Source organism: Chryseobacterium rhizosphaerae, from assembly GCF_003385455.1.
GTDB lineage: Bacteria > Bacteroidota > Bacteroidia > Flavobacteriales > Weeksellaceae > Chryseobacterium > Chryseobacterium rhizosphaerae.
Window position 1 is genome coordinate 61,199 of record NZ_QNUF01000011.1, and the last position, 17,090, is coordinate 78,288.

Sequence of the window (17,090 nt, forward strand, 5' to 3'; positions counted from 1 at the left end):
AGTCTTTAAAACAATATTGAAAACAAAGAAGATAATCCTTTTAACAGCAACCTTAGGGGTACAGCTTTCTTTTGCGCAGTTTGCAAAGATTGTAGATAAGGACGGCTATGTAAATGTAAGGGAAAATGCAGATGCCAACAGTAAAATCATTGGAAAGATCAATTCGGATGAAATCGTCTATATATTTGAAGATGACAATAAGAATTGGGCTAATGTAAGCAATGGTTACATTCACAATTCAAGACTGAAATATATAAAATCTTATCAGGCTGTTCCCCCCACTGTACGTGATGCAAACAAAGCAATCTTTAAATCAGGAAATATTAAAGTAAATATTGTTTCCGGAACATTTAATTTTAAGGAAAATGAAAAAGATTTTTCTTCAACACTGTATGGAGATTTCTATAAAGAGCAGCAAGTTTGGGGAATAGACGGTACCATTCCTAAGACACACTATATTTCTATTACTGCACAAATGGGAAACAAAATCATTCAAATTCCTGCAAAAGAGATTGAAAATCTGTTCGAGATCAATAATAAATCTACAACCTGTTATTATGACCATACCAATGATATCTTATACATATCCATGTTAAATTCTGATGGTGCCGGCACCTATGTAGCCCTTTTCACTATTGAGAAAGGGGAATATAAAGGAAGAACTTTGGAGATTCCTTTTTAATTTGGTTTCCAAGCTAGATCTTTTAATGAGCATTAGACTTTAGTTTCAATTTTGTATTTTGCCGCAAAAATAATTCATGAAACAAATTATCAAATTTTTCTTCATCTTTATACCAGCTATTACCTTTGCACAGGATCTTAAATATTCTGAAAAAGAACTTCAGCAGAAACTAGACTCCATCAAAACAGAGGCTAATTTACTTTTCTCCCATGAAAATGCCTCATGGCATGCCAGTGATCTGGCTAACACTAACCCTAAACTCCGTGAGAATATGGGAAGCTACCTAACCTATCAGTCAAAGGATATCATAAAAACAGTTTTTCTTAATAAAGACCAAAGTAAAATCATCGCTGAATATGACTTTAAAAACGACCAGAAATCACCTGTAAAAGAAAGCTTTACACAAAGAGAACTGGACAGTACAGAAAGTACTCTAAAGAACATTCATTCTGTGGTCATTCCGCAATTGTCAGATCCCAAATATGAAGTGGCATTACCACAAGGATATAGTCTGAACCTGATTCTTATTCCATTTAAGGAAAATTATAAAATATATCTGATTTCAGGAACTTCTCAATCCGGAATCATTCCGTTTGGAAATGATTATCTTTTTGTATCAGATAATAAAGGAAAGATTATTTCTAATCAAAAAATTCATTCAAGACTAGTGCCTGCTCAGGCAACAATGGGAGATAGAAGTATAGCAACAATGGTTACTCATAGTCATTTAAAAACCAACCCGTTTATTTCAGCTACGGATATCTGTACTTTTAAACTTTATGCTCCGCTTACAAAACTGGAAGAATTTTCTATTTACTCTCCTGCATTAGGAACTTATATGAAATACAATTACAAAAAGGATAGTATAGAAATAGTTAAAAAACCTTAGATATAAACAAAAAAATAGCTGTAGTTTTCTCTACAGCTATTTTTATATATTTCAATTCAGTTATTCTGAAATCACTCTCACCATTCCTTTCACCATGACAAGCTTTTCCATAAGCTCTTCTCTGGAATCTGCCAACACATTGATGTGTCCCATTTTTCTTCCAGGTTTGGTTTCGGTTTTTCCATATAAATGGATGTAGGTTTCTGGTAACTTAAGGACATCTTCCATTCCTTCGTATACTACTTTTCCTTCATATCCTTCTGCTCCTACCAGATTCAGCATACCGCTATAGGTAATAGCGTCTGTATCCGCCAATGGTAAGTTCTTTACCACACGGTACATTTGCTCAAACTGTGAATTGGTATTTCCTTCCTGACTCTGGTGTCCCGAGTTGTGCAGTCTTGGAGCCGTTTCATTAACCCAAATTTTTCCTTCTTTGTCTAAGAACAATTCAATAGCAAATAATCCCGGAGAATTAACAGCATTTAAAAATTTCTCAGTAATAGAATCAATCTGGGATTGAACATCTTCAGTAAGAAGAACCGGACATACATTAAAATCCAGTAGATTCAACTTGGGATCAGCAACCATTTCCGTTACAGGAAAAATATTGGTTTCTCCTTTTTCATTTCTGGCTACAATTACAGATAATTCTTTATCAATATCCACAAGGCTTTCGATCACAGAGGCATCCTTCCATAAATGCTGGTAATCATCTTCCGTTTTGATCACCTGTACCCCTTTTCCATCATAACCTCCCGTATTCATTTTCTGAACAAACGGCAGGGGCATCATGATTTTTTCATCACTGTTCCAGACAATCTGAAATTCAGGGCTTGGGATATCGTAAGCTTTATAAAATTCTTTTTGAAGGATTTTTTGCTGGATGGTTTTGATAATACTCGCATTAGGAACTACTTTTATTCCCTGCTTTTCAAGTTCTGCCAAAGCATCCGCATTCACATGTTCTATTTCAATGGTAACCACATCTTTATCTTTTCCGAAGTTCAGAACCGTTTCATAATCATTGAAGTTTCCCTGTGTGAAATATGAAATATTATGACATGGTGCATCAGATGCGGGATCCAATGTATAAAACTCATCATCATATTTCAGAGCACTCTGTATCAACATTCTTCCCAGCTGTCCGCCTCCCAGAATTCCTATTTTCATTTTTTATTTTTATTAGATTTATTCTTATTGAACTTTATCAATTTTTAAGTATCCAAGTCCCATTGGGTTTTCCTGATTCTCTGCCTCAGTTTTTTTAAGAACTATAGAATATTTTTCTTTCATTTTCAGAGGAAGGATATCATTCACATTGAAGATATCATCTATATCTACTCCATGTTTATCATCTACATGGCTTACAGCTCCTTCAAATCCCATCGTCTGATAAAATTCGGTGGCTTTTGCCCTCTTAATAATCTCTCCCATAGAGGAGCCAACCATCAGATGCTGTTCATGAAATTCTTCAAAAAAACCTCTCTTATATCCTCCTAAATTAAGAAAATACAATTGTTCTTCAGATGCCTTTTCTCCTTTCTCAACAATCTGTACTTCATATCCATCTGCAAACTTAACCTCCTGATGACAATCAATATGTATCTTACCTTCTGCTTCCTTCCAGAAGTCTTTCATATCAGGAACCAAATCTTTAAGGCTTTCGGCAATTCCGAAAAATACATCGTGTTGTTCAATGTTTCTTCCTTTAGGCGTAGCCCCCAGGATAACATAAAATAATTTCAATTCATTTTTCATGCATACAAAAATACGTTAAATTTATCTTTTTCAAATGTTTGGCAGACTACTACAATAATTTTATATTTGTAACATTAATTGTAGTATGTCAGAAATCATCATACTCTTCCTTGGCGCAATTTCCGCTGGTCTTTTAGGTTCACTTACGGGTTTAGGAGGGGGAGTTATCATCATTCCTTTATTAACGCTGGGTTTTGGCGTTCCAATGCATTATGCCATCGGCGCTTCCCTCATTTCGGTGATCGGGACTTCTTCCGGTGCAGCAGTAGCCTTTGTAAAAGAAGGTTTTACCAACATGAGAATCGGGATGTTCCTCGAAATTGCCACCACGGCAGGGGCTATTATCGGAGCCTTAGTTTCAGGAATGCTTAATCCCAATACCATTGGAATTATTTTCGCAAGTATTCTGCTTCTGACGGTTGTTTTAAATCTTAAAGGAAAACCTGACCACCAGGAACCACTCATAAAAGGAAGTCTCGAAGACAAGTTAAAACTTTACGGAACTTTTCCTGATAAAGGAATCTTAAAAAGCTATTCTGCAAGAAATACAGTTCCTGGATTTTTGATGATGATGTTTGCAGGGGCCATGTCCGGACTTTTAGGAATAGGTTCCGGAGCTTTGAAAGTTTTGGCTATGGACAATATGATGAAACTGCCTTTCAAAGTTTCTACAACCACCAGTAATTTTATGATTGGAGTAACGGCAGTAGCCAGTGCCCTGATTTATTTTCAAAGAGGAGAAATCATCCCGGTTATCGTAGCTCCCGTACTGATAGGTGTGGTCATAGGAAGTTTTATTGGTTCAAAAACATTGATGGTTTCAAAAACTAAAAAACTAAAAGTATTTTTTGCCATTGTGATTACGATCCTTTCCATTTATATGATGTATAACGGTATCAATAAAAGCTTCAGATAATGAAAAAGAATTTTACAGACGTAGATCTGAACCGTTCCGTAGGAAATCTTCTAAGACTAGGTGTTATTCTATCTGTGGCTACTTCATTGGTCGGTTTCATCAAGCTTTTTACCGAAGGTTTTGAAATGCCCAAAAAATACACCTCTCTGGATATTGGCAACTCTTCAGAAAAGGTATGGGGACATTTTTGGACTTCTTTATGCAAAGGGGAAGGAATGGCTATTATTCAGCTGGGAATCCTTTTGTTGATCTTTACTCCTTTAATGAGGATCGTCTTCGCTTTAATAGGTTACCTAAAAGAAAAAGACTACGTATATGTAGTCATTTCCTCTATTGTTTTGGCCATAATGGCTGTAAGCTTTTTTGCAGGGTACGCTCACTAATCTTTATATTTCATAAAACTCCAGTGGCAGCTGGTCCGGATCCTGGGTAAAGAAAAATTCTTTTCCTGTGAATTCATCGATCCTGATCTCTTCACAATTTAATCCTTTATGCACTAATTCATTACGCTTTTCTGTAACATTTTCAACAGAGAAGGCAAGATGTCTCAGGCCACAAGCTTCAGGGCGTGAAGGGCGCTGAGGTGGATCAGGAAAAGAGAACAGCTCAATAACGTAATGATCTCCAATCGCCAGATCAAGTTTGTAAGACCGTCTTTCTTCACGATAGACTTCCCTGATGATATTTAAATTTAAAATTTCCGTATAAAACTTCTTTGAAACGGAATAATCTGAACAGATAATTGCAATATGATGGATCTTCATTTATATTTTTTAATCGTTGTATAATTAGGCTTTATTATTTTATTTCTCTGCAATTGTCTTTTCTTCTTGTATCGATAACATACTGAATCTTCCAGTCGCTATTTTGTTTTACAAGCTGAAAACTATTGGCTCCGCAATGGGAAAATTTGCCTTTCAGGTAGAAAGAATAAGGAGTGAATACACTTGCCAGATTTCCATCTGTATGCACAGCATCTACTAGAATCCTTTCCTCCAGGTCTCCTGTTGAAAATTTAGAAACAGATGCTATAAAATCCTGAATACTTTCATTTTTTACGGTTCCGTCTTTGGCTATTGTCTGAAGAACTGCATTTTCGGAAAAAGCAGATTTCAGCAGCTCAGGATCCGCATTCTTCATGCCAAGAAACAAATTTCGAATAGGTTTCTCAATGTCCTGATTCTGTTGACCAAAACAAAAAGCGCCTAATAATAGAAGAATTCCGGCAATTTTATTCATGTGATGATGGATTAATTGGTTGAATAAAAGTAAGAAAAATTCAAGAATATATTATCCTTTGCTTCCTTTATTTACATGGTTTAGATTCCTACGGAATGACAAAGCACTGATAGGAATATCAATAATTACAATCTGATAAAAACTTATTTTTCACCATTTACATAAAAATAAAACATTCAGTTTGTCATTCCGTAGGAATCCCAGCTTCTTAATTTTAAAGTATAAAAGAATATAGTATTGTTTATTATATTTATAAACCGTTATAGGATTCTATAGAATCCTATAACAACATAAAAAACAAATACACAAATGATAGGATTTTCAGAAGGGATATATACATTCTATGTGTATATTCTCACCAATAAGCATAGATCCGTTCTCTATACGGGAGTTACAGGTAATCTTCATAAAAGATTATACCAACATAAAACAAAGAAAAACCCAGGCAGTTTTACAGCAAAATATAACGTTGAGTTTTTGATTTATTACGAAAAATATAGCTGGATTCACCATGCAATTGAACGAGAAAAAGAGATTAAAAGCTGGCCAAGGATAAAAAAGCTGGAACTAATAAGAGAAATAAACCCGAATTTAGAGTTTCTGAATTACCTGTTTGAACATTGGTTTTAAGCAATGTTTTCAAGTGATAAATTCGGGTAATAGAAATTTAACTATAGTCTTCTCATTCCGTAAGAATGCAATCTCTTAGTGTTAAAGTATAAAAAGAGGACCATATTGACTGGGATGTTTATTTATCTTGTTTAGATTCCTACGGAATGACAAAGCACTGATAAATATATAATTGCAATCTGATAAAAACTTATTTTTCATCATTTACATAAAAACAAAACATTCTGTTTGTCATTCCGTAGGAATCACAGTATCTTAATTTTAAAGTATGAAAGAATATCATATTGAATGCGATGTTTATTTACATGGTTTAGATTCCTACGGAATGACAAAGCATTGATAGGAATATCTATAATTACAATCTGATAAAAACTTATTTTTCATCATTTATATAAAAACAAAACATTCTGTTTGTCATTCCGTAGGAATCCCAGTATCTTAATTTTAAAGTATGAAAGAATATCATATTGAATGCGATGTTTATTTACATGGTTTAGATTCCTACGGAATGACAAAGCACTGATAAATATATAATTACAATCTGATAGAAACTTATTTTTTCATTATTACATAAAAATAAAACATTCAGTTTGTCATTCCGCAGGAATCACAGTATCTTAATTTTAAAGTATGAAAGAATATCATATTGAATGCGATGTTTATTTACATGGTTTAGATTCCTACGGAATGACAAAGCACTGATAAATATATAATTACAATCTGATAGAAACTTATTTTTTCATTATTACATAAAAATAAAACATTCAGTTTGTCATTGCGTAGGAATCCCAGCTTCTTAATTTTAAAGTATGAAAGAATATCATATTGAATGCGATGTTTATTTACATGGTTTAGATTCCTACGGAATGACAAAGCACTGATAGGAATATCAATAAGTTTAGTCAATAAAAAAAGTGAGCTAAGGCCCACTTTTTTGAATATGATCTATTTTCTAAAACCTCATCACATCCTTTACTACTCCATTCTTCTGGGTGTGTTGCAGCAGCTCTTCTTCAATGAATGTTTTTATTTTATCTTCAGTTCCGTTATTTGGGAATAAAAGGTGAACATTGGCCCCGGCATCCAGTGTAAAGAATAAAGATAATCCGGTTTCTTTTCTAAAATCCCAAATCTTATTGATCACTTCCAGTGTTCCGGTTCTCATCAGAATAAAAGCAGGATCACTCATCATCATCATCGCATGAAGAGTAAGCGCTTCATGTTCAACCAATTTAATAAACTGGTCCATGTTTCCACTTTTCAGGATCTCTTTCATCGGAACAAAATTTTCTCTTGCTTCCTGAAATCTTCTTTCTGCATATGGATTGGTCTTCATTAAACCGTGTCCCACTGTAGAAGAAACACTTTTCTGCCCCTCATGGATTAATAAAACCCAGTCATTAAAACTTTTGAAAGTATCGTGAATCTCATGATCCGGATAAGGTACAGCAAATAGATCAGAACTATTCTCAACCTCATCTGTTTCTCCCCAAACCACCAATCCGTTATATAGGCTTCTGCATGCGCTTCCGCTTCCTAACCTGGCTAAGAATGAAGCCTTTCTTAAGGATCCTTCTTCAGAAGTTTTTCCTGTAAACATTTCATCTAATACCATCAGGCATTTAGCAATAGCTCCAAATCCTGAAGCTGAACTCGCTATTCCTGAACTGTGCGGGAATGTATTTTCTGTTCTGATAATATATTTTCCTTTTAAGATCCAAGGTAAATACTGCTCAATATTTTTGAAATATTTTTCAATTTTTTCGGCAAACTTCACTTCCACATTTCCTGCCAGAAAAGTCTGCACAGAAAAAGGCTCAGCAGCTACAAACTCCATGGAAGTATTCGTTTTACAGTGGTTTAAAGTATAACTGATACTCGGATTAGCAGGAATCTGATTCTCATATTTTCCCCAATACTTAATCAGGGCAATATTAGATGGACAGCTTTCTGAAACAGTTTGTGATTGAATCGTAAAGTTTGGATTTCCTATAAATTCTTGTGTTGTCATCGTTTATTTTAAGTAATAAGACTTGATTTTTTTAACGCTTCCGTCAAATCCTCGATTTGTCCCCTTTTCAGAGAAGGAAAATTCTTACGCCTCCCATTAGGATATACGTGAAAACCAGGGATTTTTTGAAAATAAAGTGTCTATACAATTAATACATTTTCTCAATTATATCTGCATATTTTTTAAGGACTACATTCCTTTTGACTTTCAATGTAGGTGTAATTTCTCCTGTATTGATGTCAAATTCCGCCGGCATTAAGGTGAATTTTTTCACTTTCTCATAGTCGGCAAGATGGCTTTGCAATTCTTTCACTTTATCTTTATAAAAGTTAATCACCTTTTCGTTGGTTACTATCTCTTCCCAGCTTGTAAAGGGAATATTATTATTCTTGATAAAGTCCTGCAGGAATTCAAAATTTGGAACAATCAATGCGGAAACAAACTGTCTTCCCTCTGCAACCAGCATGATCTGCTGTATAAAGTTATTATTGGTCAGAAGATTTTCAATCTGTTGTGGAGCAATATATTTTCCATTGGACGTCTTCATCAGATCTTTGATTCGGTCTGTAATGATCAGGTTCCCTTTGTCATCAAGTTTCCCGGCATCACCCGTTTTGAACCATCCGTCGTTAGTAAAAACTTTCTGAGTCTCTTCAGGTCTGTTGTAATACCCCTTCATGATTCCGTTTCCTTTAGCCTGAATTTCATCGCTTTCTCCAATTCTGAGCTCTACTCCAGGCAGTGGTTTCCCACTGGTACCATGCTCGAAATGAGTCAAAGGGAAGAGTGTTAAAGTAGCCGTCGTTTCTGTCAATCCATACCCTACTGTTACATGGATTCCTACAGACTCAAAGAATTTGGTTACTTCAGGGGATAAGGAAGCACCTCCACAAGGCAGAAACCACAATCGGCCACCCATTTTCTCTTTTATTTTACTGAAGACCAGCATATCTGCAACAGATTCCTTACACTTCAGCCCAAAAGGAATGTCTTTTTCATTTCTTCTCAATTCTGCAGTTTCCCATCCTGTTTTCAAGGCCCAGTCAAAGATTTTTTTCTTAAATGATGAACCTTCCTCTGCTTTTTCCAATACTCCTGCATATACTTTCTGGAAAAACCTCGGTACCGCACACATGGTGGTAGGTTTCACTTCTTCCAGTGCTTTAGCAACATTTTTCGGATCTTCAAGGAAATAGACCCTTGCACCTCCATAAAGGCACAGCAGGCTCCAGCTTCTTTCAAAAACATGACTTAAAGGTAAAAATGCCAATGAAAGTTCTTCCTCAAAGTTTTTAAACTTAAAAAACTCAAAGTGAGAATCAAAGGCTTTGATAAAATTTCCATGGGTAAGCATTACGCCTTTAGGTGTCCCGGTTGTTCCGGAAGTATAGATCAGCGTAGCTGTATCTTCATATTCTCTCTTACATATTTCCAGTGTCGGAGAAGCTTTCGCTATAAAATCCTCAAGGTAAAAACTATTGAATTCTTTCTTGATCCACACCGATTTTTTGGAAATGATAATGGTATCAAGATGATTCTCTTCTTTATGCAGAATCTCCAGACAGGCGTCATACTGAGCCTGGTTTCCTACTAAGACAACCTTAGCACCGGAATCATTAATGATATATTCAGCCTGTTCGGCGTTGTTTGTTGAATAAATGGGAACTGTCACCGCTCCGATAGACATTGCCGCCAAATCGCAGATCATCCATTCAGAAGAATTGTCTGAATAAATAGCCACTTTATCGTCTTCCTGAACTCCTGCTTCTTTCAGAGCATTGGCTGTTTTAAAAATAATTTCACTGAATTTCTGCCAGCTCAGCTCTTTCCAGGCCTCATCTTTCTTTTTAAAGCCTATAGCAGCTTTTATAGGATGTTTTTCTACATTTTTAAGGATAATTGCCTCTGCCAGATTCATTTCTTCAGCTTTTTGTCGTTAATATAATTGTTCAGGTGAAAGTCTATACTTTCTTGTACAGGAATAAACTGATACTTCAGTTTATCTTTTATTTTTTGATTGGAAATAGTGTTGAATGAGGATATCGCTTCAATATTTGATTTGGTCACCATCTTCAGCTTGGGAATCAGCCATCCGAGAAGTATATTAGCTATTCTTCCAAGATTCAATAGCGATTCCTGAAGTACTTTAGCATCTTTAAGACCTAGCCTTGTTCTGATTTGTTTCGCAAGATCCGTAAATCTTTTATTCTCAGAAACAATGATAAACCGTTCTCCAAAAATATTATTCTTAAGCAATTCTATAGCAATATTTGCCACATCTCTTACATCTACATAAGCTGAACCTCCTGCAAAGGTAAAACCATTATCAGCAAAGGTAGAAAAAAGCTCTCCACTGCTTTGGTTCCAGTTTCCGCTTCCAATGATCATTCCCGGATTGAGGATAGCTACATTGAGTCCTTCTGCAGAAGCTCTCCAGGCTTCCATTTCAGATAGATGTTTGGAAATAGCATAGGCAGAATGTTCAATTTTCGGATTAAAATCAGAATCTTCATCCAGTTCCCCTTTTTCATTAAAATTATCCAAAACAGCAACAGAGCTTACGTGCAGAAATTTTTTCACATCAGATCCTTCACAGGCAAACAACAGGTTTTCTGTCCCTTTGATATTGGTATGGTACATTTCTTTTTCATCTTTGGGATGAAAGCTTACTTTTGCGGCACAGTGATACACTTCTTCTACTCCTTTTAAAGCGGCCTGAAGAGTATTGAGATCATTAAAATCTACATCTATCCATTCGATCTTATTAAAAAAATCATCAGGATTCTCAGTATAAAAGCTATATGAATGCCTTACTTCGTTTAAATTGCTGCCCGGTCTTTTGGAAGCTCTTACGTTCTTACCTCTTTTAAGAAGTTCCAACACAAGTATTCTCCCCAGAATTCCGGTAGCACCCGTTACAAAAACCATTAATTATGTTACTTGATTGCTGACTAAAATATGACAATATTTTCTATCCGGCAATTCTTCATTCTTCTGCAAAAATGTTTTGAAAAACCGCTTCTGCAAATTTGCGATTTTTAAAGCATAATTCAACTTAATTTAACCAATATTATCATTCTGGAGATCATAAAAGGACCAAATACCGTTGAATTATTCTCCAAATACAAGGGAGGTAAAAGTCCCGGAAATAAATTGTCATTCCTTAGAAATCCGGATAAGCTATTTTAAAATCTTATAGCTTGGATTTCTAAGGAATGACAGTTATTGGAAAAATATCTCTTTCTTTTTATGCCGTAACCATATTATTTCTTCTTGGAGCTTTGTCGCAGAGAACATCTGCTATACTTTTAGAGATAAGATTTTCTTCCGTAAGATTATCAAGCCAGAAAAACTCTCCAGCTGCATTGATTTCGATAAAGAAGTACTCATCTTCAGGGGAAACAATAATGTCTATTGCCCCATAGTCAACATTGTATACATCTAAGAGTTCTAATAATTTTTCTTCCACATCTCCCGGAAGTTCCGTTCTCACCCATTTATCAATCAGATTCACACCATCCTTCCTCCAGTCTACTTTTGAATCTTCAAACTGTTGGGAATCTACCTCGAAGGCATACACATCCCTTCCTACAATTGTCACCCTGAGTTCTTTTTTCTTCTCGATCATCTTCTGAAACTGCATTGGGCAATATAAAAGAGAATCCAGCTCTTCCAGTCTGTCTTCACTGACAACATTTGTAAAAACTACATTTTCTACACCGTCTTCGTAGATGGCAAAGCCGGTCTGCATTTTAGCCACTACATTCTGATGTTTAAGAATAAATTTTCTGGCTTCTTCAGGATTATTGGTCAGGCAGGTTTCAGGAATTTTAAGTCCTATTTTATCTGCTACTTTCAACTGTTCTTCTTTACTGTCGAGTCTTCTGTAGACACTTGGTTTACCTAATGAATAGACATCTACAGATTCAATAAAGCCAAAAATAGTATTGCGGATCTCTCCCATTGCAGCTCCGTAAAATTTAGCTTCCAGCTCGTCTCTTAATCCTTTTCCAATATTGTAAGCTCTTCTGTACCAGATTGCGGCAATATCGTCTAAACGGTATTTCACCTCCTGGGTCTCAAGAATACTTACCCATTCTCCATCCTGAAAAACAGTGGACAGTTTATTTTGTAAAGGATATAAGTCTACATCAAAACGAATGACTTCACAGCCATTTTTCCCAATATATTCTGTTACTTTTTCAATTGAAAAGTTATCTGCAGTATGTGTTATAATTAAAATTTTATCCATGGAAACTGATTCTTTTTATAAGATTATCGGCAATTCTCTGTGCGATGGGAAAGTTCAGTTCTTTCTGCAACATTCCCCATTCTCCCTGTGGATTCACTTCCAGAAAGTAGTAGCTACCATCTCTTCCTTTGATCATATCAATAGCTCCCATATAAAGCCCCATTTCCTGCATCATGGCATGGATATCTTTTTTGATATTTTCCGGTAATTCATAGGCGGACCAAAAATAACTTTCATGAGCGACACGCCAATCCACATTCTCACTGTTGTTAATTTTACCTGTAAAGAACTCTCCATCCACATATATTATTCTCAGCTCATATTCTTTATCGATATAAGGCTGAAAAATCATGGGGCAGTACGCAATATCAGAAATATTTATAAGGGTATCTTCTTCAATGATAGTCGTGGAAATCTGGCCTTCGCCACCCATTGCCTTTACCACTACACTATGAAGTTTTGCAATGGCCTTTCCGTTACAGTACTCATGAAAAAAAGCAATGATCTTCTCTTCATCGTTGGAAAATATTGTTTTGGGGATGGTCAGATTATTCTTTTGGGCGATTTTAAGCTGAAACATTTTATTTCCGTCAATTTTTCTTTCTTTTTCAGAAGGGTTGATCCACGGAATATTTTCTAAAACAGTCATCAGATTAAATCGGAGGCTTCCGTATTCTTTCAGGAAAATCTTTTCATAATCTTCATCCAGTTCTTCAGGAACACTTATTTTCCAGGCTTTCCTATGCCAGACCCCTTTCACATCATCAGAGTGAAGAGTATTCCCCGATTCATCTGTCAGTTCGAATGAATTTTCATTGATGCTGATTTTCTGAAAATGATTCATTTTATCAGAATTCAGTCTGAAATAAGGAATATGTTTAGAATTAAGGTATTCAAAAAAGAGATCGATATTATAGAAATCCTGTGAGTGGGTAATACAGAGAATCATGAGCCGGTTTTTATTAAAAGGGGAAACTTAATGTTTTAAGCTTCCCCTTACTATAGTTTTGTTCTGTTCTATTACTTATACTTCTAAAGCATCATCATCACCATCAGAAGGGTATTTCATAGTGTGTTCCATATCCTTCAGTGCAGATGTTACCGTATCGATCACCGGTTTTGTAATCACATCTCTTTCAGGAATTGTAATTTCCAGTCCTCCTTTTACTGTTTCTGGATCTTTAAGTTGTTTTTCTAAGAAAGATGCGAAAAACGGCTTCTTTTTTGAATCTTTGTTATTCATAATGATTTAGTTTTTGGTTTGATATAATGGTTTTGTTTGAATTATAATTCCTCCCCGGCTTCATCGCTATCAGACGGATATTTCATTGTTACGTGATCGTGCCCCGGCAATGTAACACTATCTTCAAGAGCTGCAGTAGTAATATGATCCTTGATCACTGAAGTAACATTATCCAGTTTTACTGAAGTAATAGCCCCTCCTGTCACTGTTTCAGGATCTTTAATCTGTTTTTCTAAGAAAGATGCGAAAAATGGCTTCTTCTTTGAATTCTTGTTTTCCATAAGTTAATAATTTTATTTTTTTGATAAACCAAAGTACAAAAAAATTCAACTCATGGAGAAATAATCCATTATTTTAATAAAATTTTAACATAAACAACAAAAACGATGTAAACTTTTAATTCAATCCAAGAAATTGTTTGACAACTTTTGCAAAATCTACAGGATTCTCTGCCTGCACCCAATGTCCTGCATTTTTAACAGTAACAACCGTTGCCTTCGGAAACTGCTGCTTAATACCATATTCATCCTGTGGTAAGATATAATTGGATTTGTCGCCGGCAATAAATAAGGTATCTCCTTCAAAAACCCCAAATTTGACTGCATTAGAAACAAATTCACTATACTTTTCAGATAAAGTCTTTAGATTGAATCTCCAGTTGAGCTTCTTATTATCATCCCAATACAGGTTTTTGGTTAAAAACTGAATAGTAGACTTTTCCGGAATATATTGGCTTAGAACCGCTTCAACATCATTTCTTGAACCTACCGTATCAAAATCTACCGTTTCTAATGCTTTTATTATTCCCTGATGGTGTGGAGGATAAGCCTTTGGAGAAATATCCACCACAATTAATTTCTCTACTCTTTCAGGATATTTTAAGGCAAACTGCATCACGGCTTTTCCTCCTAAAGAATGCCCTAAAACATGAGCTTTCTGAATTCCGTAATGATCCATATAGTGGGCAATATCGTCTGCCAGATCATCATGAGACATACTTTCCGAATGAAAGCTTCGTCCGTGATTTCTAAGATCAATCAGATGTACCGGAAGAAATTCACCAAGGTCTTTTCCAAAGCTTCCCCAGTTATCAAGCATTCCAAACAATCCATGAAATACTAAAAGTGGCGTAGCTGTTAAGTTTTCGCCGAATATTTTTGAGTTTAAGATTTCCATATTTATTAAGATAATAGATTTCAGATTTCAGATTCCAGATAAGCAGCTCAGACACAATATTTTGGTCTAAAATCTCACATCTAGCATCCTGTATCTATTTTTACCACTTAGCCAGTCTCTTTAAGTAAGCCTGAACCGTATTTTCCAATCCCATATAAAGCGCTTCAGAAACTAAAGCATGTCCGATGGAAACTTCCAGGAGGTTCGGAATATTATCTGCAAAATATTTCAGATTATCCAAGCTTAAATCATGTCCGGCATTAATTCCCAGTCCAAATTCTGTAGCTGCAACCGCAGTATCATAATAAGGTTGGATCGCCTGTTCTTTATTGGTTACATAATTTTTAGCATAAGCTTCGGTATACAGTTCAATTCTGTCTGCACCCGTTTTTGCGGCATACGCTACCAATTCAGGTAATGGATCCAGAAAAACAGAGGTACGGATTCCTGCATTTTTAAATTCTGTGATGATATCCGTAAGAAAATCAAGGTGTTTTTTCGTGTCCCACCCTGCGTTAGAGGTAATAGCATCATCAGCATCAGGAACCAGGGTTACCTGCTCCGGTTTTACTTTCAGCACCATATCAATGAAATCCTGATGTGGATTTCCCTCAATATTAAACTCAGTCGTAACCAGTGGTTTCAAATCATAGACATCTTTTCTTGTAATATGCCTTTCATCCGGCCTTGGGTGGATTGTAATTCCCTGCCCGCCAAATTCCTGGATTTTTATAGCTGCTTCGGTAACACTTGGCGTTTCGCCTCCTCTCGCATTTCTTAATGTCGCAATTTTATTAATGTTTACGCTTAATTTTGTCATTTTTATTTAAGATGTTAGATGTTAGATATCAGAGGTCAGACTAACCTATTATACTAAGGTTGACTTCTCATTCCAACTCTTTATTATATTTTTTCAAGTAAGATTCTAAAAACCAATTGATCAATTTCCAGCTTCTCCTTATTATACTTTAATACTTACCTGCATCACCTGAAGATCAAATTCTTTTGAAGCAACCAGCAAATGGTCAAAAATATCTGCCTGAATCTGTTCGAAGCGCTCCCACTTGGAATCATTGGCAAAACAGTAGACCTCAAGAGGAAGCCCCTGTGGAGTTATATCCAGCTGACGAACCATTCTGGTTCCGTTTTTATCAATATCAGGATCGTTTTCTATGTATTTCTGTGCATAATATCTGAAAACTCCGATATTGGTAAGCTGTCTTCCATTCACTACTTTATCCTGATGTTCAAGGTTTGAATTTTCCCTTTTGATCTCAGCACTTTTTTCTTCAAGATAGTTGGAAATAAGATTAACTTCTTTCAACCGTTCAATATCCTCCTCTCCCAGAAACTTGAAAGAATTGATATTAAAATAAATAGATTTCTTGATTCTTCTTGTGTTGGACTCAGACATTACCTGCAGGTTCTTAATTTCCGTGGTCAGCAGATCATAGGTAGGAATGGTAGAAACCGTTTTATCAAAATTGGTGATTTTTGTTGTTAAGAGGCTTATTTCAGTAATATTCCCTTCAATACTGTATTTTGGGATGCTTACCCAATCACCCACTTTTAAATTTTTAGAAGTCGCTACATGAAGGCCCGTTACAAATCCCAGAATTGTATCTCTGAAAACAAGTACCAGAACAGCTGTGATAGCCCCCAAACTTCCTACAATCGTAGTTCCTTTTATTCCAAAAACCACACAGATCCCTACCACTGTGAATATAAAAATCCCCAGAATCTTAACCGTTTCCGAAAGGGCATTCAGCGCCATTATTTTATAAAAATCCTGCTTGATTGCAAAATAATTCCTGAATGCAGTGAGTGATCTGTAAAGCATTCCGGCAAGTATCATTACCAGCCCCAGATTCACACATCTTATAATGAAAATTGTTGTTTTCGGAAGAGCACCTTCAGGAAATATAGACCCCTGCAATGCTCCCACAATAATCAGTGCGGCAAAATGAGCTACCGAATTGGTGATCTTAGACTGATATATAGATTTTAAAATCGGGAATTTTGTCTGGTCATGAAATAAACGAAAGATAAAATTGATAACAAATTTTAAAACAAAATCTACAATCAAAAATACGGCGCAAAGCAAAGCCAGTTTTACAATGATATGAACAATCCAGTCTAACCCGGTGGGAGAAATCTGGGTGATATAATTATATAACTGTTCGCTTAATTCCTGCAAATAGTTTTTGGTTTCTTGTAGGTCATCTTTCATTGACAGCAAATTTATAAAATAAGAATGACGATTTTTACTATTCATCATCAATTTTCATCCC

General features: G+C 35.6%; 19 protein-coding genes. 5 read left to right on the forward strand and 14 right to left on the reverse strand.

Going from position 1 to position 17,090, the window contains the following annotated elements; translation table 11 throughout:
* Nucleotides 1-16: 16 nt before the first annotated feature.
* Both DRF57_RS11415 and DRF57_RS11420 read left to right on the forward strand, forming a co-directional pair.
* Entirely contained in the window at nucleotides 17-682 is a 666-nt protein-coding gene (locus DRF57_RS11415; protein WP_157969887.1) for an SH3 domain-containing protein, read from the forward strand.
* A 76-nt stretch (nucleotides 683-758) separates the two neighbouring features.
* Complete coding sequence (locus DRF57_RS11420; protein WP_115918586.1) at nucleotides 759-1,571, forward strand: hypothetical protein; 813 nt, start codon at nucleotides 759-761, stop codon at nucleotides 1,569-1,571.
* 60 nt (nucleotides 1,572-1,631) lie between these two features.
* Here DRF57_RS11420 and DRF57_RS11425 read toward each other — a convergent pair whose 3' ends face one another.
* Both DRF57_RS11425 and DRF57_RS11430 read right to left on the reverse strand, forming a co-directional pair.
* A complete protein-coding gene (locus tag DRF57_RS11425) occupies nucleotides 1,632-2,744 on the reverse strand; it encodes a 5-(carboxyamino)imidazole ribonucleotide synthase (RefSeq protein WP_115918588.1) in 1,113 nt (370 codons plus the stop codon).
* A 24-nt stretch (nucleotides 2,745-2,768) separates the two neighbouring features.
* The gene (locus DRF57_RS11430; RefSeq protein WP_228450429.1) at nucleotides 2,769-3,332 is read right to left on the reverse strand and encodes a DUF1543 domain-containing protein; all 564 of its coding nucleotides are present in this window, start codon (nucleotides 3,330-3,332) and stop codon (nucleotides 2,769-2,771) included.
* A gap of 85 nt (nucleotides 3,333-3,417) precedes the next feature.
* Between DRF57_RS11430 and DRF57_RS11435 the strand changes: the two genes are divergently transcribed.
* Nucleotides 3,418-4,248: a sulfite exporter TauE/SafE family protein gene (locus DRF57_RS11435; protein ID WP_047487368.1), complete on the forward strand. Its 831-nt coding sequence runs from the start codon at nucleotides 3,418-3,420 to the stop codon at nucleotides 4,246-4,248.
* A complete protein-coding gene (locus tag DRF57_RS11440) occupies nucleotides 4,248-4,631 on the forward strand; it encodes a DUF1634 domain-containing protein (protein ID WP_047487366.1) in 384 nt (127 codons plus the stop codon). Before DRF57_RS11435 ends, DRF57_RS11440 begins: the two co-directional genes overlap by 1 nt.
* A 3-nt stretch (nucleotides 4,632-4,634) precedes the next feature.
* Here the strand turns inward: DRF57_RS11440 and gloA2 are convergent, their stop codons facing one another.
* Both gloA2 and DRF57_RS11450 read right to left on the reverse strand, forming a co-directional pair.
* Entirely contained in the window at nucleotides 4,635-5,012 is a 378-nt protein-coding gene (gloA2, locus tag DRF57_RS11445; RefSeq protein WP_115918590.1) for an SMU1112c/YaeR family gloxylase I-like metalloprotein, read from the reverse strand.
* A gap of 34 nt (nucleotides 5,013-5,046) precedes the next feature.
* The gene (locus DRF57_RS11450) at nucleotides 5,047-5,487 is read right to left on the reverse strand and encodes a nuclear transport factor 2 family protein (RefSeq protein WP_047487363.1); all 441 of its coding nucleotides are present in this window, start codon (nucleotides 5,485-5,487) and stop codon (nucleotides 5,047-5,049) included.
* Between the two features lie 309 nt (nucleotides 5,488-5,796).
* Here DRF57_RS11450 and DRF57_RS11455 point away from each other — a divergent pair, with 309 nt between their 5' ends.
* Nucleotides 5,797-6,117 carry a GIY-YIG nuclease family protein gene (locus DRF57_RS11455; protein ID WP_115918592.1) on the forward strand — a complete coding sequence of 107 codons (321 nt, stop codon included), beginning with the start codon at nucleotides 5,797-5,799 and terminating at the stop codon, nucleotides 6,115-6,117.
* A 952-nt stretch (nucleotides 6,118-7,069) separates the two neighbouring features.
* On the opposite strand, the gene DRF57_RS11460 is transcribed toward DRF57_RS11455, so the two are convergent.
* The 10 genes from DRF57_RS11460 to DRF57_RS11505 all read right to left on the reverse strand — a co-directional run bounded on the left by DRF57_RS11460 (nucleotide 7,070) and on the right by DRF57_RS11505 (nucleotide 17,029).
* On the reverse strand, nucleotides 7,070-8,128 hold the full coding sequence (locus tag DRF57_RS11460; protein WP_115918594.1) for a diphosphomevalonate/mevalonate 3,5-bisphosphate decarboxylase family protein: 1,059 nt from the start codon (nucleotides 8,126-8,128) through the stop codon (nucleotides 7,070-7,072).
* Between the two features lie 148 nt (nucleotides 8,129-8,276).
* Complete coding sequence (locus tag DRF57_RS11465) at nucleotides 8,277-10,046, reverse strand: AMP-dependent synthetase/ligase (protein ID WP_115918596.1); 1,770 nt, start codon at nucleotides 10,044-10,046, stop codon at nucleotides 8,277-8,279.
* Nucleotides 10,043-11,056: an NAD-dependent epimerase/dehydratase family protein gene (locus tag DRF57_RS11470; protein ID WP_115918598.1), complete on the reverse strand. Its 1,014-nt coding sequence runs from the start codon at nucleotides 11,054-11,056 to the stop codon at nucleotides 10,043-10,045. Before DRF57_RS11470 ends, DRF57_RS11465 begins: the two co-directional genes overlap by 4 nt.
* Nucleotides 11,057-11,375: 319 nt before the next feature.
* Nucleotides 11,376-12,380, reverse strand: a complete 1,005-nt coding sequence (locus DRF57_RS11475) for an MvdD family ATP-grasp ribosomal peptide maturase (protein WP_115918600.1) — start codon at nucleotides 12,378-12,380, stop codon at nucleotides 11,376-11,378.
* Entirely contained in the window at nucleotides 12,373-13,329 is a 957-nt protein-coding gene (locus tag DRF57_RS11480; RefSeq protein WP_084086261.1) for an MvdC/MvdD family ATP grasp protein, read from the reverse strand. Before DRF57_RS11480 ends, DRF57_RS11475 begins: the two co-directional genes overlap by 8 nt.
* Before the next feature lie 75 nt (nucleotides 13,330-13,404).
* Complete coding sequence (locus DRF57_RS11485; RefSeq protein WP_047487341.1) at nucleotides 13,405-13,623, reverse strand: microviridin/marinostatin family tricyclic proteinase inhibitor; 219 nt, start codon at nucleotides 13,621-13,623, stop codon at nucleotides 13,405-13,407.
* Nucleotides 13,624-13,664: 41 nt separating this feature from the next.
* Nucleotides 13,665-13,904, reverse strand: a complete 240-nt coding sequence (locus DRF57_RS11490) for a microviridin/marinostatin family tricyclic proteinase inhibitor (RefSeq protein WP_084086262.1) — start codon at nucleotides 13,902-13,904, stop codon at nucleotides 13,665-13,667.
* 115 nt (nucleotides 13,905-14,019) lie between these two features.
* On the reverse strand, nucleotides 14,020-14,799 hold the full coding sequence (locus DRF57_RS11495) for an alpha/beta fold hydrolase (protein WP_047487334.1): 780 nt from the start codon (nucleotides 14,797-14,799) through the stop codon (nucleotides 14,020-14,022).
* A 100-nt stretch (nucleotides 14,800-14,899) separates the two neighbouring features.
* On the reverse strand, nucleotides 14,900-15,619 hold the full coding sequence (locus DRF57_RS11500) for a pyridoxine 5'-phosphate synthase (protein WP_115918602.1): 720 nt from the start codon (nucleotides 15,617-15,619) through the stop codon (nucleotides 14,900-14,902).
* Nucleotides 15,620-15,760: 141 nt separating this feature from the next.
* A complete protein-coding gene (locus tag DRF57_RS11505; protein WP_115918604.1) occupies nucleotides 15,761-17,029 on the reverse strand; it encodes a mechanosensitive ion channel family protein in 1,269 nt (422 codons plus the stop codon).
* Nucleotides 17,030-17,090: the final 61 nt, after the last annotated feature.

Coding starts and splice junctions, on each gene's coding strand:
- DRF57_RS11480 (WP_084086261.1), bottom strand. CDS start 13,329: ATGATTCTCTGTATTACCCACTCACAGGATTTCTATAATATCGATCTC.
- DRF57_RS11435 (WP_047487368.1), top strand. CDS start 3,418: ATGTCAGAAATCATCATACTCTTCCTTGGCGCAATTTCCGCTGGTCTT.
- DRF57_RS11420 (WP_115918586.1), top strand. CDS start 759: ATGAAACAAATTATCAAATTTTTCTTCATCTTTATACCAGCTATTACC.
- DRF57_RS11455 (WP_115918592.1), top strand. CDS start 5,797: ATGATAGGATTTTCAGAAGGGATATATACATTCTATGTGTATATTCTC.
- DRF57_RS11460 (WP_115918594.1), bottom strand. CDS start 8,128: ATGACAACACAAGAATTTATAGGAAATCCAAACTTTACGATTCAATCA.
- gloA2 (WP_115918590.1), bottom strand. CDS start 5,012: ATGAAGATCCATCATATTGCAATTATCTGTTCAGATTATTCCGTTTCA.
- DRF57_RS11440 (WP_047487366.1), top strand. CDS start 4,248: ATGAAAAAGAATTTTACAGACGTAGATCTGAACCGTTCCGTAGGAAAT.
- DRF57_RS11430 (WP_228450429.1), bottom strand. CDS start 3,332: ATGAAAAATGAATTGAAATTATTTTATGTTATCCTGGGGGCTACGCCT.
- DRF57_RS11470 (WP_115918598.1), bottom strand. CDS start 11,056: ATGGTTTTTGTAACGGGTGCTACCGGAATTCTGGGGAGAATACTTGTG.
- DRF57_RS11485 (WP_047487341.1), bottom strand. CDS start 13,623: ATGAATAACAAAGATTCAAAAAAGAAGCCGTTTTTCGCATCTTTCTTA.
- DRF57_RS11425 (WP_115918588.1), bottom strand. CDS start 2,744: ATGAAAATAGGAATTCTGGGAGGCGGACAGCTGGGAAGAATGTTGATA.
- DRF57_RS11475 (WP_115918600.1), bottom strand. CDS start 12,380: ATGGATAAAATTTTAATTATAACACATACTGCAGATAACTTTTCAATT.
- DRF57_RS11465 (WP_115918596.1), bottom strand. CDS start 10,046: ATGAATCTGGCAGAGGCAATTATCCTTAAAAATGTAGAAAAACATCCT.
- DRF57_RS11450 (WP_047487363.1), bottom strand. CDS start 5,487: ATGAATAAAATTGCCGGAATTCTTCTATTATTAGGCGCTTTTTGTTTT.
- DRF57_RS11505 (WP_115918604.1), bottom strand. CDS start 17,029: ATGAAAGATGACCTACAAGAAACCAAAAACTATTTGCAGGAATTAAGC.
- DRF57_RS11495 (WP_047487334.1), bottom strand. CDS start 14,799: ATGGAAATCTTAAACTCAAAAATATTCGGCGAAAACTTAACAGCTACG.
- DRF57_RS11490 (WP_084086262.1), bottom strand. CDS start 13,904: ATGGAAAACAAGAATTCAAAGAAGAAGCCATTTTTCGCATCTTTCTTA.
- DRF57_RS11500 (WP_115918602.1), bottom strand. CDS start 15,619: ATGACAAAATTAAGCGTAAACATTAATAAAATTGCGACATTAAGAAAT.